Source organism: Mesorhizobium sp. RCAM 05099 (assembly GCF_059683685.1).
The window spans coordinates 6,250,094-6,265,038 of the sequence record NZ_CM185035.1 but is presented as its reverse complement, the minus strand read 5'-3'; the positions used below and the strand labels follow the sequence as shown (position 1 = coordinate 6,265,038).

Sequence of the window (14,945 nt, the reverse complement as noted above, 5' to 3'; positions counted from 1 at the left end):
TGCCAGATCTCCGTGCCGTTCGTGCCGCAGCTTGTTACCGTGGAGGTCGTCGTGGCACAGCCACCGCCGATCTTCCGACCGCGCAAAGAAGAGCAGCATGGAAAAATGGAGCTTAGCGGCGTCCTTCGGCTGCGGCGCTCGGCCGGATCCTTGATGTGCTGGAGCGGTCGATCCCGTCCCGAACGGCGTGAAGGTGTGGCTGGCCACTGGTTTATACGGACATGTGCAAGGCTTCTCCGGCCTCGCATTGATGGTGCAGGAGACCTCGAAGCGTGTTTCAGAGGATGTGGCCCTCCCGGACGAGTTCGTCCACCACCGAGCGCACTGCGCTTTCGGCGATTGCAGCGATCTCTTCGACTTCTGCCTTGGTTGCTATCAACGGCGGAGCAAAGCCCAAAATGTCCCCGTGCGGCATGGCACGAGCGATGAGACCACGGTCACGGGCAGCCTTCGAAATTCTGGCACCAACCTTAAGCGTCGGATCAAAACGTTTGCGATTGTGCCGGTCGGCGACAAACTCGATTGCACCCATAAGGCCGACGCCGCGCACTTCGCCGACGATCGGTAACTGCGCGAATCTTTCTTTCAATTGCGCCTGGAAGAATGCACCAACGTTGCGAGCATTGCCGGGTAGGTCTTCCTTCTCGACGATGTCGAGAACCGCGTTTGCCGCCGCAGCTCCGATCGGATGACCCGAATAGGTGTAGCCGTGCGAGAATGCGCCGACCTTGTCGGCTCCATCCTCCAGGACTTTATACACCTTCTCACCGACGAGTGCCGCGGAGAGCGGGAAGTAGGCCGACGTCAAACCTTTCGCTATCGTGATCAGATCTGGCTCCATGCCATAGTGCTGGGAGCCGAACATGGAACCGGTGCGGCCGAAACCGGTGATGACTTCATCGGCAATGAGCAGCACATCATGCTTTTTGAGGACCGTCTGTATCGCTTCCCAGTACCCTTCCGGCGGCGGCGTGATGCCGCCCGTGCCGAGCACCGGCTCGCCGATGAAGGCGCCAACATTGTCCGGACCTAGGCGTTCGATCAGCTGATCCAGCTCGGCGGCGCGGCGAGCGGAGAATTCGCGCTCAGTCTCGCCCGGGGTTGCGCCCCAGTAATGGTGTGGAACACCGGTGTGAACAATCTGCGGGAGCGGCAGGTCCATGTGGTCATGATAGAAGCTCATGCCCGTCATCGAGCCGGACACGACGCTGCAGCCATGATAGCCGCGTTCACGCGAAATGATCTTCTTCTTGGTCGGCTTGCCGCGGAGATTGTTGTAGTACCAGACGAGCTTGGCCTGGGTCTCGTTGGCATCCGAGCCGGACATGCCATAGAACACCTTGCTCATTTTGCCCGGCGCCATCTTCACGAGGCGATCGGACAGAATCGCAAGCTCGTCGGTCGTGTGCGCCGCGTAGGAGTGGTAATACGCCAGGCGATAGGCCTGACGCGAGATCGCATCCGCGACATCCCTGCGGCCATACCCGACATTGACGCAGTAAAGGCCGGCAAAGCCATCGATGAACTGGTTCCCCTGCGCATCTTGGATGCGGATTCCTTTGCCCGTTTCGATGATCGTCGGATCACCAAGCTTGCCGCTTGCGAAATCCTTGAGCTGGGTGAAGGGATGCAGGACAGAATTCCTGTCCTTCTTGCTTATTTCTTTGATGTCGATAGTCATCAAATTCACCCTTTCATCTCTTATGCTGCAAGATTTCCGAAGCAGGTGTATTTTAATTCCAGATACTCGGTAATGCCGTGTTTGGAGCCTTCCCGGCCGAGTCCGGACTGTTTCCATCCGCCGAAGGGAATGGGCGCTCCCGTAAATTTTGGGGTGTTGACCGCCACCATGCCGTATTCGAGCCGGTCGGTCAGCCGCATCGCGCGGTTAAGATCTCGGGTGTAAACATATGCCGCGAGGCCCATCTCCGAGTTGTTCGCGCGCGCGAGCACCTCCGCTTCGTCTTCGAAGGGCAGAATTGCAGCCACAGGCCCGAACGTTTCTTCTTTTGCAACCCGCATGTCGTCGGTCACATCGGCGAGCACTGTCGGCGTCACGAAGTTCCCGCCAAGAGCGGTATCCTGTTCGCCGACTATCATTCGAGCCCCTGCTGAAAGAGCCTCGGAGATCTGCCGCCTGCATTTTGCGGCACCAGATGCCTTAGTCATTGGACCGATGTCGACGTCGAACTCCAGTCCGTGTCCGACTTTCAGTTTGCTGGTGGCCTTGCCCAATTCCTCTACGAAACGGTCATAGACTCCCCGCTGAACGTAAATCCTGTTTGCTGCCAGACAGTCCTGGCCGGATGTAGCGAACTTGGCTGCCATGCAGCCAGCGACCGCAACTTCCATCGGCACGTCGTCGAAAAGGATGAAGGGAGCATTGCCGCCCAGTTCGAGCGAAGCTTTCTTGACAGTCTTTGCGGACTGCTCGAGCAGGATACGGCCAACTTCGGTCGAGCCCGTAAATGAGAACGCGCGAACATCGGTATGCTCCAACAGCCGCTTGGCAAGTGGCGGAGCTTCGCCGGTTATCACCTGAAACACGCCGGCGGGGATTCCTGCGTCTTCGGCAAGACGGGCAAGCGCGAGTGCCGACAAGGGGGTTTCTGGAGCGGGCTTTACAATCATGGTGCAGCCAGCGGCCAATGCCGCTCCAGCCTTTCTTGTGATCATTGCCGATGGAAAGTTCCATGGTGTGATAGCAACTGTCACTCCGATCGGCTGCATCTGCACGGCCAGCCGGCTTCCAATTATATGGCTGGGGATGGTTTCGCCGTATGCTCGCTCGCCCTCCGCTGCAAACCAGTCAAGAAAGCCCGCGGCGTATGAGATTTCGCCGCGAGACTCCGCGATTGGTTTGCCTTGCTCTGCGGTCATGATGACGGCCAGATCTTCCGCGTTTTCGCGCATTCCTGTCGCCCACTTCCGAAGGTATGCGCCCCGTTCTGAAGGAAGCGAATCGCGCCATCGCAGGAATGCGCTTCTCGCGAAATGAACTGCATTATCTACATCAGACATTTCGCAGGCTGCCACCTGAGCCAATTCTTCCCCCGTAGCGGGATCGACTACCGCGAGGGTTTCCGGCTTCCAGAGCCAGACGCCATTCACATAAGCGCGTTTTTGCAGAAGGTCCGGCCGTTTGAGGCCCTCTAATGCAAAGGTTGCGGAACCTTTCATCTATAACTCCGTGTCGAGCGTTCTATTTCATCAAGCTAGCCCGCTAAGATCGTCGATTGGCAGCGCAGTTGCAGGATACGAAGCCGTTCTGCTGCGAATACTGACATGCAGACGAACTTTTTCCGCCTTATGAGACTGGTGAGTGGCCGTTGCTTGAAGAACGGACTGATGAAGAGAAGGAGGTTTGCGGACGCTCTCCGCGCCGGCCTCCAACTGGCAGAGCGGCCGAAATTTGTGAACATCCAAACTGACGTAGGTGATTTGCTCATACGGGCGCCAGATCGGAAGCCCCGGTGTCGCGCGAAGGCGTGAAGCTTTAGACCGAACCTCGCGCGTCGCCACATCAGAGCTCGACCAGCACCCGGCATTGTCGAGCAATACCTCCGCGGGGAACGCCGCCGAACTGAAGGAGGTCGCTCTCCATTCGCTCGAACCAGTCTGCCTCCGATCCCATAGCGACGCTCGGATATGCATCTGGCGCGAAAAGCCAAGCGTCGCGCAGCGTTGCCGCCACGCCGAACGAAACAGCTCAGGCAGCAATTCGTCGCATCCATCCTGCGCCGAGCGCCTCACCGGCTCCGGAAGGGCGCCGCCCCCCTGGCGAAGATATCGTCGCACTGTGTTGCGCGCGCATCCGAACCTCGTGCGCAAGCCGCTTGGCGCCCCAGCCGAGCCATGCAGCCGTATCATCGCCGCGACCTCGTCCGGTTCCACGCGGCCCAAAGTGGCCAAATTCCATCGTCTCAAGATCACGAAGAGGTGTCAGTTCCTCGGGTCGCAAGGGGTCAGATTCTCAGTCCCCTGACACGCGGGATTGAATGCAGCCCCAGCAGGTCCTGCGCGCCAAGGCGAAGCTCGCAACCGTGCGGTGACGGTGGAGCGGTGCGCCGCCGTCGTTCTGCCCATCGCTCACGGGGGCGGAACGCCCTGCCGCCATCTTCGTCGCGCCGATCGTCTTGAGACGTGATCTTCAACGAGGTTCCTTGGGCGCCATCACACTCTCCAAAGTATATCGTGATCGGTCGTGATCTGGTGCAAGCGCTAGGCCCGGTAGTGCAGGCGTGAAGAAGTCAACGGTGGGGAAAATAAGGGGCCGACTGCTCGGGTTTCCGAGCGAAGCTTGTCGGCCGCTCAATCGAAAGCGTCATTTGAGGTGCTTCCTCTCCCGCGTGCAACTGGAAGACACGGTCGTCCAGTTCCTTGTCTACTTCGGTGAGACGATGGTTTAAGCGAAGGTAGTCCGTCCAGGTCGGCGCTTGGAATGTCTCCGTCCATTGCATAGGCTTCTGAACGTTGCGCTGGAGCGTCCAATTCCGAGCACCGACGCGGCTGTGGACATGCCTGCGCTGCCGCATAAGGTCGAGGAAGGCCTCGACATTTTTCTCGGCTATCAGATATTCGACCTTGACCACGATCGGGCCGCTTCTCGGCTTCAGATTAAGCGCGACTGCGGGAACGATGAATTCCTCCAAGGGATCGGGCTCGGATTCGCGGCGCTCGCGAAGAGGAAACAGAACGCCGGCTGCAGCGACCAGCAGCAGGGCTCCAGCGGAACTCTCCAGCGCCAAGCTCAGGGAATGGTTCTGCGTTATCATGCCCCACACCCAGCTGCCGGCCGCGATGCCACCATCTATCAATGCATAATAGATTGATATGGTGCGCCCCACGACCCAGCGCGGGCTCGCCAGCTGCACGCTCACGCCAAGCCCGGACCAGGCAGTAACCCAACCCGCACCCCCAAAGGCGAGTGCAATTGCCGCCACTGCGATCGAAGAGGTCAGTGCAAGGGAAAGGGAGCAGGCCGCGCAGGCGACGCAGGCGAGCGTCATTAGCCTTTCTTGTGACAAGCGCCGTCTGAACATGCCATTGGAGACGCCGGCGAAGACGGCGCCTGTCCCGAAGCCGGCCATAAGCGTGCCATAGGCGAGCGGTCCTCCCCCCAACTGATCCCGGACAACCAGCGGCAGCAGCGCGAGAATGGCAATGCTCGCCAGGCCAAAGAGGGTTCCGCGGGCAATCGCAGCTTTGATTTCCGAAGACATCGCCGTGAAGCGCAGCCCGTCATAGATCGCGGTGCTCATCGACTCCCGTGGGAGCGGTGATGAGCGAACTTTCCATTTGCAGCGCCATATGGTGCCCAGAGGGACCAGATAGCTGAGTGTGGTCACCGCGAGAGCGGTCAGAAGTCCGAACGAGGCAACCACGATGCCGCCGAGCGCCGGGCCCACGGTCCGGACAGTGTTGAAGCCGACGGAGAGCAGGGTAACGGCAGCAGGAACATCGCGTCGGTCTACGATATCGCCAACCGAGGCCTGCCAGGCGGGATCGTTTAGAGCACCGCCGCAAGCAATCAAAAAGCTGAAGCCGAGGATCATCCACGGGTCGGCAAAGCCTAGCGCCGCAGACGCGGTCAGCATGGCAGATGCTACAACCATAATGCACCGGCCGGCGAACATGACCCTGCGACGACTGAAATTATCGGCGATGGCCCCCGCGAAGACAGACAGAATGAACGCCGGCAAGTATGATGAAGTCTGTACCAGCGCAACCATGAGATCTGAAGTCGAGATCGTCGCCATCAGCCAGCTGATAGCAACAGTCTGCATCAACCAGCCGAGGCTGGAAACCTGTGTGGCGAGCCAGATCGAACGAAAGGTCGGGTTTTTGAGCGGCGCAAACGTCGATGGCGAAATTGGATCTGCATCTGCGCGCTCGGCCTTGCTCATATTTGGAGCGTCGCCTCCCGTTTTGACGATTCGTATAGCTCGCCTGCGGGGAAGAATGTGCAGGCGCAGACATCCGCCAATTTGTAATTTCGTTCCGGTCCAAGATTGATCACCTGCTGGCTTGCGTCAAATACAGGATCCATATCCTGGCCATCCAGCGCCGAGATGGCCCTTAAGCTCCTTGGTCGGCCCCACTGTGCGACATGACCCAGACCCTCATCTGCGCGCAGAGGCGCCCCCGAGCTGTTGTGTGACCAGCGCCAGCTACTCGGCACATCGCGCGGAAGCTGCCCCTCAAGCCTCGGATGTCATCGCCGACAAGACGGTCTAGGGCCTGGCGTCTTCGTTTAGGTACAGATCTTGACCCTACCCATGGATCTGCAAGTGGATCGGTCGCCTTCACCGTTTTCTCGCACGAGCTCGGCGTCCTGAAGAATGTCGGGCACGGTATCTGGCTGCCGATCATGCCCCTCAAGGATATAGCGTTGTAGCAGGCAGTCATGCTGCTTAGTCTCGATAGGGGACATGAAACGCTCCAGTATATGCAGAAGCTTGACGTCATCCCCAAGGGCTGGCCCGTATCGCGCAAGCACGCTGGCGGTCCTAGGTGTACGCAGGGGAGGCCCGCTATCCGCCACGGTTCCAGTTCTCGTTGTGAACGTCGGAGCAGCGGCAGTTCAGCAGAGCAGGCGCTGGCCATCTAAAAACGCGATGGCGCCGTCCGGGACATTATATTGGCGAATTGAAGACAGCTTGGCGCATACTTGCAGAGCGGATAAACGCAAACCCGGCGCAAGGTCCCTGAATACTCACAGTAGGCTGAACAATGAGCGAAGCACTACATCTTACGTTTGATCTCGACAAGCCCGGCGTGAGCAAAGGGCATCTTGTTGTCCCAAAGGGCGCCGATTGCGAAGCTCTTTCGCTCCGGGTCTTCAGCTTCAACAAAGGCGAGGGACCGCGGCTCCTTATCACTGGCGGATGTCATGGCAATGAATTGGAAGGGCCTCTTGTTGCGCGGCGGCTTGTTGAGTGGCTCCCTGAAGCGCAAACCTGTGGAAGGGTCATCATCGTCCCCGTGCTCAATCCGCCGGCCGTGCAGGCATTCAGCCGCAATACACCGATCGACGGATTGAACCTCAACCGAGTGTTTCCGGGCCGTGCCGACGGGTCGATAACCGAACGAATCGCGGATGCCGTTTCGCGCCTGTTGTTGCCGATGGCCGACACCGTGTTTGATCTGCACAGCTTCGGACCAACGTGGGATTTTCTACCATCGACCACGACGCATCCCATTGCAAATCCGGATCTCATGGCCAAGACGATCAGAATGGCAGAGGCGTTCCTATTACCCATGACGTTGGTGTGGGATCATCCAGATACGCTTGGAATGTTCGATATCTCGGCCCATAACCAGCACAAGGTATTCGTTTGTGCTGAACTCGGCGGGGGCACCATTGGGTGCCGAAGCTCTCGCGATCTACGAAGCTGGAGTACGCAACGCACTCATCTCGCTCGGACTCGTCGAGGGAAAGCCGAGTACCCGATGTTCCGTCAACGGAGGTCCAGCCATACACTTCAAACGCGGCGCCCGGCCGATGAACTGAAATCGCCTGCGCGGGGTATTTTCGAACCTCGTTGCTCGATGTTGGATGAAGTGAAGCAGGGAGATCTTATCGGCATTCTGCATCCGATGGATTCTTCGTCAGCCGATTCCATTGATATCCGGTCGCCTGGCCCTTCCATCGTCTGCGGCATTCGATCCGGAGGCTATGTCGAGGTCGACGAATGGCTAGCGCTCCTTGCGCGACCGCTAAATCGTTGAAATCACGTTCGCCTCGATCGCTCCAAGGCGACATAACATGAGAACGCGCCTAAGTGTCCGTTCCAAAAGAGCTTATTTCAGAGGGGTGCGATTCCTTTGAATTTGCGGGATTCGATGGAGATCACGATGTCTTGGACTGAAGTAACCCGTGCGCGTTGCGCCGCTACGCAAGCAACCTGACCGAAGCGGAGAGGGCGCTGATAAGATGTGCATCTTCAGGTCGCGAGAGGAATTGCAGCAGATCTTCGCATCGCAATTATGCCGACGAAACAGTCGTATAAGATCTGCTTTTGACTGGTTCAATTGGTTGAACCAAAAATACATCCAGAGTGAACCGGTTAGTGGGCCGCACGCATCGTTGGCCGCTTCCAACTGTGAGGACTACATTCATGGCGTTACGACCCCAAGCATCTCTCGGGATACTAACTTCCGACCAAGGGCAGTTGCCCAGCTCAGAGAGGGGTACGGAACCGGGCGCGATTGAGAATCCTGCGACCCTTGGTTTCCCCGTCATAACGGAAATCGCAGAGGGAACACTCGGTAGAAGAACGCCGCGCGGCGATCCGGTTCTTGAGCGCGGCTACGTTGAAGCGGCGCAGCGGTTGGTCCAGCGAGGAGCCGTCGCGATCAGTTCAAACTGCGGCTTCTTGATCCGATACCAGGCGGTTGTAGCAGCTTCTGTAGAGGTACCCGTGGCAATGTCGAGCATGCTCCTTTTGCCGACGCTAATCCGTCAACTGCCACCATCCGCCAAATTTGCCGTTCTGACTTATGACTCTAACGCTTTCGGCGACGATATGCTCGAGCTCAGCGATCCGACGGAGCGGTCGAGAGTTGTGGTAGGCGGAGTTGAAGGCAGTAAGTACTGGCATGATGAGTTGAAGATTCCTGCGCCGCCGACCGATGTTGTCGCGTTGGAAGCGGATGTAGGCGCTTGCATCAACAAGCTGAGAGCCGCGCATCCGGAGATTGCGGCTATCCTTTTCGAGTGTGCGGGGTTCCCAGTAGTCGCGCCGGCAATCCGCCGGCTAACGAACTTGCCGGTCTACGATATCACAACTATGTGCCGGATGATGCTCGCGTCGCTCAAAAAATAGATTTTCACTGACAGAGCGTTTGACCGCCAGAGCGTCCTGTGACAGAGCATCTTGCAATCGACCCGTTGCACTGAGTCTACAGGGATGGCGAATGGGCCGAGCGCGGCGAAGTCACATTGACCGCAGCCGCCAGCATGCTCAATCTGAGCCCTGCGACGTCCTTCGCCAGATTCGCGCCGGCATCATCCCTGCCCAGCAATATTGCATGGGCGCACTTGGGTCATCAAGCGAGGGAATGTCGAAGATTCGCATCTGATCGTCCGGCCGGCTCGTGGCTCGGGGCGAGACGAGATCTGCGGCTATGAGGGTACGACCGGCTGATCCGCGTCGAGTGGCCGCAGGAGCTTGGAAGCTCGTCCCCTGCTGGAGCCATCTGCGCCGTCGCTTCGTGAAGCAGCTGCGGAACACGAAATCTCCGATCGCCGAAGCCGCCGTCCGTCAGATCGCGCGCTTTACGCGGTCGAGGCGACGGTCCGCGGCACGCCACCTGAAGACCGGATCGCCGCGCGCAAAGTACGCATACGACGAAGGCCGCATGATTGGCACGCGCGTGCGCGCGCGGTGGGCTCTATGATGACGTTGCGTGAGGTCAGGCGGCCTGCTGATTGGCGGGCTTGTCGGCTTCGCGCAGGCGCTTCCAGTGCCAGGGCAGTAGTTCGTGCAGACGTGAGGTGGGAAGATCGGCAATGCGGGCCAGGACATTGGCGAGCCAAGCTTTCGGGTCGACCTCGTTGAGGCGTGCCGTGGTGATGAGGGTAAGCATAACGGCGGCGCGGTCGGCGCCGCGCTGGGAACCGGCGAAGGTCCAGTTGCGCCTTCCCAGAGCAATGCCACGCAGCGCTCTTTCGGCCGCATTGTTGCTGAGGCAGATTCTGCCGTCGTCAATGAAGCGGGCGAAGTCGGCCCAGCGCCTGAGCATGTAGTTGATCGGCTTCAGGACCTCGGAAGAGCGCGAGAGGGTATCGCGCTCGCGGAGCAACCAGGCGTGCATGTCGTCGAGAAGTGGTTTGCTTTTTTCCTGCCGCACGGCATACCGCTCGTCCGCGCTGCGGCCGTTGATGGCGCGCTCGATCTCGAACAGCGCGTCGAGGCGCCTGATCGCCTCCAGCGCGATCGGGGAGATCGGTTTGCCCTTCTTGCCATCCCGGGCCTTTTTCGCGATGTCGGCCAATTCGAAGAATCCTCGTCGCGCATGGGCGTAGCAAAAGGCCGGCGTGATCGGCTGCTCCTTCCGCTGCGGGTCGAACAACGGCTCGAAGCCACTGTAACAGTCGCACTGAAGGATGCCGGCGAACCCGGCCAGACGCTTCTGAGGATGCTCGCCGCGCCGGTCGCTCGAGGCGTAATAGATCGCCGCCGGCGGCGCAGGCCCGGCGAAGGGACGGTCATCGCGCGTATAGTTCCATATGCCCCCGGTCGCGCACTTGCCCTTCGCCAGGATACGAATGGTGGTGTCGTCGCCATGAAGGCGCTCGGCCGCGAGCACATGGCGCTCGATCAGCTGGAAGAGCGGCATGACGGCGAAGGTTCCGTGGCCGACCTGATCGGCCAGCGTCGACAGCGGCAGGTCGATCCCCTCGGCCTTGAAGCGTGCGCTCTGTCGGTTGAGTGGAGCATGCATGCCGAACTTGTCAAACAGGATCGTCGCCAGCAGTTGGGTGCGTATTCCGACGAAGCCGGCCAGCGATTCCGATCAATCGCCGGCCACCCATTCCGATTTCATTCCGGCCGGGATTCCGATTCGAAGCCGGCCACCTTTGGACATCACCTGGGTCGTTGTTGAGGTTTGCTTCGAGTTTAGGTTTAGAGGTCAAGCCCGAGCCGTTTCCGGCATGGTGATGGCTCGTTGTTTTCGCATGCTCTCGCCGGCCAGTTCGATGCGATAGGCATTGTGCACGAGGCGATCGAGGACGGCGTCAGCGATGGTCGGATTTCCGATGATCTCGTACCACCGGTCGACAGGAACCTGGCTGGTGACGATGGTCGAGCGTCGCTCGTAGCGATCCTCGATGATCTCGAGGAGGTCACGACGTTGATCGTCGTTGAGCTTTTCAGGCCCCCAGTCATCCAGAACGAGCAGATCTGCGCGGCGACAATCAAGGTGAGACTCAGCGTCAATCAGGATGAGACTCGGCGGCGGGGGGTGTGACGAAGGGAGGGCGTAGCCCGACCGGAGTTACACTCCCGCCGCGGCGCGATTTTTCGGCGTCTCATGATCGCGGTTGGCCCGGTAGCGTGGGTGATTTTCTGAGACTGGAGAATCACCTTTGTGGCGGGTCGCCATGTAACCGATCATCAGACGAGGCTTTTTATGAAGTACCGACAAAACAATTCCATCGAGGTCTCCGCCGCCAAGGCGTCGATCAGCCGGGCGACAGCTTACCGCATCGAGAAGGAGGCGCGTCTTCCATCGCAGAGCAGGCCGCCGCGCGACCGGCGTCGCCCCGATCCTCTTGAGCATATCTTCGATGCTGAGGTTGTTCCGCTCCTCAAGGCCGCTCCCGGCATCCGTGCGGTCGCCGTTTACAATGAGATGCTGCGGCGTCATCCGGAACTGTCCGAAGGTATTCGCCGCACGCTTGAGCGGCGTATCCGATCATGGCGGGCTGTTCACGGTCAGGAGCAGGAAGTGATCTTCCGTCAGACGCACGAACCCGGTCGGTTGGGACTGTCGGATTTTACCGACATGGGCAGCCTCGGCGTGACGATCGCCGGCCAGGCGCTCGACCATCTGCTCTATCACTTCCGGCTGGTCTGGTCGGGCTTCGAGCACGCCCATGTCATCCTTGGCGGCGAAAGCTTCGTTGCTCTGGCCGAGGGCCTGCAGAACGCGCTGTGGTCGGTCGGCGGTTCGCCGCTCTATCATCGCAGCGACAGCTTGTCGGCGGCCTTCCGTAACCTCGATGCCGACGCCAAGGTCGATCTGACGCATCGCTACGAGGAACTGTGCGGCCATTATCGCATGACGGCGACGCGCAACAACAAGGGCGTCGCGCACGAGAACGGCTCGATCGAAAGTTCCCACGGCCATCTCAAGAACGCGGTCCGCGATGCGCTACTGATGCGCGGCACCAGGGACTTCGACGATCTCGGCTCCTACCGCGCCTTCATCGATGAGATCGTCAGCCGCCGTAATGCCGCACATGGCAAGCGCATTGACGCTGAGCGCCCGCATTTGCAGGAACTTCCCGCCCGCCGCACCACCGACTTCGAAGAGGTGGTCGTCACGGTGTCGCGCACCGGCGGCTTCACCTTGCGCAAAGTCTTCTACACTGTGCCTTCCCGCCTGATCGGACATCGGCTTCGCGTCCGGCTGTTCGACGATCGCCTCGAGGTCTTCATCGGCGGGACGCATCTGATGACGTTGCCCCGAGGACGCGGCCATGCCGACGGCCGGCACGACCAGGTCGTCAATTACCGGCACGTCATTCATTCCCTGCGCAAAAAGCCGATGGCGCTTCGGGATCTCGTCTATCGCGACAAGCTCTTTCCCCGGCTGGAATATCGTAGAGCCTTCGACGTTCTCATCGAGCACCTGCCCGACAAACAGGCTTGCAAGATTGCCGTCGAACTGTTGGCGCTGGCTCATGATCGTGGCTGCGAGCGTGAACTGGCTGAAGAGCTTGCCAGAACGCTCGACGCCGGCGAACTGCCTGATCTGGCCGCCCTGAGAGCGCTCTTCGGCCCGGATCCGGCCCGGTTGCCGACTGTTCATGTGCAACTCGCATCGCTCAATGGCTATGAAGCCCTGATCGGCACGGCCTATGCGGGAGAGGTCGCATGAAGAGCATCCACACAATAGATGAAGCACGCCTCGGCATCATGCTCAACGAGCTCCGGCTGCCGACAATCAAGACGCTCTGGCCGCAGTTCGCCGAACAGGCCGACAGAGAGGGATGGCCCGCCGCCCGGTTCCTCTCCGCCATCGCCGAGCATGAATTGGCCGAGCGGGCGCATCGCCGGATCGAACGCCACCTCGCCGAGGCGCATCTGCCGCCCGGCAAGACCCTAGACAGCTTCGCCTTCGACGCCGTGCCGATGGTCTCCAAGGCCCAGGTCATGGCGATCGCCGCCGGCGACAGCTGGCTCGCAAAGGGCGCCAACATCCTGTTGTTCGGCCCGCCCGGCGGCGGAAAGAGCCATCTCGCCGCAGCCATCGGCCTCGCCCTGATCGAGAACGGCTGGCGCGTGCTGTTCACCCGCACGACCGATCTCGTCCAGAAGCTTCAGGTCGCGCGGCGGGAGCTCCAGCTCGAATCCGCCATCGCAAAGCTCGACAAGTTCGATCTGCTCATCCTCGACGATCTGGCTTACGTCACCAAGGACCAGGCCGAAACGAGCGTGCTCTTCGAACTCATCTGCGCAAGATATGAGCGGCGTTCCATCATGATCACCGCCAATCAGCCCTTTGGAGAATGGAACAGGGTCTTTCCGGATCCCGCCATGACCCTCGCCGCGGTCGATCGGCTTGTTCATTCGCAACGATCTTCGAGATGAATGTCGAAAGCTACCGGCGCAGATCTGCCATAGAGGCCAAACGCCAGCGCGGCAGGCCCGCCTCCTACGCGACAATCAAAAACACGCACGAGCTTGTCGCGGAGCGGCAATCAGAAACCGACGAAAGCCTTGCCAGCGACAATCAGCATGATAATTTGCCCGTGACCGCGACGTAAGAATCTCATCCAGATTGTCGCGCGCGTCTCATCCTGATCGTCGCGCTATACAGATCAGCATATCCTGGCATATCGGCCGTCGCCCCTTGCCAGGGCAAGCTCAGCAAAGAGCCGTGGGGCGCGATGATATGCGACGGAGAAGTCCTCCCGGCAAGCCTTGTGGCCGAGGGCACAGGCAAGCCAGCTCTTTCCGACACCGGCCGGGCCGGTCAACAGGAGCCCATGACGCTGTCGGATCCAGTCGCAGCTCGCGAGTTTGAGGAACAGGGAACGATCGAGACCGCGTTCGGCACGGAAGTCGGTATCTTCGACCTGCGCGTCATGGCGCAGCCGGGCCGCGCGGGCACGTGCCTCGAAGCGTTTCTGGCGGCGTAGCGTTGCTTCATGTTCGAGCAAGATGGCGAGCCATTCGCCATGATCGAGGGCGCGAGCTTCCGTCTGGGCGTCGAGATCCTGGAAGCTTTTGGCCATACCGTGCAGGCCGAGATCGCGTAGCATGTCGAGGGTGGGATGGGTCAGCATGATCTTGTCTCTCGTTAATGGAAGTAGCCGGGACCACGCAGATTGGCGTGATCGATGATGGCACCGGGACCGGCGGCGGGCCGGGTGGCTTTGTGGTTGGCAATGAGCGCTGCAATGCTCTTGCAGGTGAGCCCACCGATCTCGACGGCGCGGGCCGAGATGGCCTCGGCGTGATCACGATGGAGGTCACGGTACAGGCGTAGGATGCCCAGACATGTTCGGAAGCCCTGTTCGGGATGCGGCCGGTTCGCCAGAATTGCGATGATCAGCCCCTCGGTTTGCGGCCCGATCGAAGCTGCCCATCGCCGGAAGCGGTCCGGTGTCCACTCGGCATATCGGCGGTGGGAACTGGGCATGTGCTCAGGGTTTGTGCCGTAGCGCCGTCCGCCATAGCGGCGCAGGTGGACGGCGACGCGCTTGCCGCGGTGGAATATCTCGAACGCGCTGCTCGTCGCGCGGATGTCGACTTGCTGGCGGATCAGGCCATGCGGAACGGAATAGAAGAACGCCTTGAACTCGACGTGATAATCGGTGGCGACACGGGCCAGGCGCCATTCGGCAAACTCGTAATCCTCGGCAGGCAGGCTTGCCAGCACAGGCCGTTCCACGGTCTCAAACAGATGGCGGCGGCTGACGCCAAGGCGGCGCATGATATGGTCGTTGATACGATCGAGCGCCTGGGCGATCGCGGCATTGGCCTCGGCCAGCGAGAAGAAAGTCTGCCGCCGCAGCCGACCCAGAATGCAGGTCTGGGCAAAGCGAACCCCATTCTCGACCTTCGCCTTGTCCTTTGGACGCCTCGGCCGGGCCGGCAGAACGCCGACGCCATAATGCGAGGCCATCATGCCATAGCTGCGGTTGATCTCCGGATCGTAGAAGGAAGCATGGTTGACGCCGGACTTCAAATTGTCGGGCTTTTGTG

Annotated in this window: 8 protein-coding genes and 4 pseudogenes; 5 read left to right on the top strand and 7 right to left on the bottom strand. The window is 60.1% G+C overall.

What is annotated here, in order from left to right:
- Positions 1-277: 277 nt before the first annotated feature.
- The 3 genes from AC56QQ_RS31045 to AC56QQ_RS31035 form a co-directional block, all read right to left on the bottom strand.
- Positions 278-1,681, bottom strand: a complete 1,404-nt coding sequence (locus tag AC56QQ_RS31045; protein WP_497124552.1) for an aspartate aminotransferase family protein — start codon at positions 1,679-1,681, stop codon at positions 278-280.
- Between the two features lie 20 nt (positions 1,682-1,701).
- A complete protein-coding gene (locus AC56QQ_RS31040; protein ID WP_497124551.1) occupies positions 1,702-3,180 on the bottom strand; it encodes an NAD-dependent succinate-semialdehyde dehydrogenase in 1,479 nt (492 codons plus the stop codon).
- A gap of 1,070 nt (positions 3,181-4,250) precedes the next feature.
- Entirely contained in the window at positions 4,251-5,906 is a 1,656-nt protein-coding gene (locus AC56QQ_RS31035; protein WP_497124550.1) for an MFS transporter, read from the bottom strand.
- Positions 5,907-6,732: 826 nt separating this feature from the next.
- On the opposite strand from AC56QQ_RS31035, the gene AC56QQ_RS31030 reads away from it, so the two are divergent.
- The 3 genes from AC56QQ_RS31030 (at position 6,733) to AC56QQ_RS31020 (ending at position 9,402) form a co-directional block, all read left to right on the top strand.
- A complete protein-coding gene (locus tag AC56QQ_RS31030) occupies positions 6,733-7,731 on the top strand; it encodes a M14 family metallopeptidase (RefSeq protein ID WP_497124549.1) in 999 nt (332 codons plus the stop codon).
- Positions 7,732-8,120: 389 nt separating this feature from the next.
- A complete protein-coding gene (locus tag AC56QQ_RS31025; protein ID WP_497124548.1) occupies positions 8,121-8,828 on the top strand; it encodes an aspartate/glutamate racemase family protein in 708 nt (235 codons plus the stop codon).
- A gap of 301 nt (positions 8,829-9,129) precedes the next feature.
- Positions 9,130-9,402: an IS66 family transposase gene (locus AC56QQ_RS31020; RefSeq protein WP_497124547.1), complete on the top strand. Its 273-nt coding sequence runs from the start codon at positions 9,130-9,132 to the stop codon at positions 9,400-9,402.
- Positions 9,403-9,417: 15 nt separating this feature from the next.
- Here AC56QQ_RS31020 and tnpC read toward each other — a convergent pair.
- Positions 9,418-10,488 (bottom strand): annotated as a pseudogene (tnpC, locus tag AC56QQ_RS31015) (IS66 family transposase); the annotation flags it as partial.
- A 150-nt stretch (positions 10,489-10,638) separates the two neighbouring features.
- A pseudogene (locus AC56QQ_RS31010) lies at positions 10,639-10,917 on the bottom strand (ATP-binding protein); the annotation flags it as partial.
- A gap of 180 nt (positions 10,918-11,097) precedes the next feature.
- On the opposite strand from AC56QQ_RS31010, the gene istA reads away from it, so the two are divergent.
- Both istA and istB read left to right on the top strand, forming a co-directional pair.
- Entirely contained in the window at positions 11,098-12,612 is a 1,515-nt protein-coding gene (gene istA, locus AC56QQ_RS31005; protein WP_497124546.1) for an IS21 family transposase, read from the top strand.
- Positions 12,609-13,501 (top strand): annotated as a pseudogene (istB, locus tag AC56QQ_RS31000) (IS21-like element helper ATPase IstB). Before istA ends, istB begins: the two are co-directional and overlap by 4 nt.
- A 60-nt stretch (positions 13,502-13,561) precedes the next feature.
- On the opposite strand, the pseudogene AC56QQ_RS30995 reads toward istB, so the two are convergent.
- Positions 13,562-14,023: pseudogene (locus AC56QQ_RS30995) on the bottom strand (ATP-binding protein); the annotation flags it as partial.
- A 14-nt stretch (positions 14,024-14,037) separates the two neighbouring features.
- Positions 14,038-14,928: a Mu transposase domain-containing protein gene (locus AC56QQ_RS30990; protein WP_497124544.1), complete on the bottom strand. Its 891-nt coding sequence runs from the start codon at positions 14,926-14,928 to the stop codon at positions 14,038-14,040.
- Between the last annotated feature and the right edge of the window lie 17 nt (positions 14,929-14,945).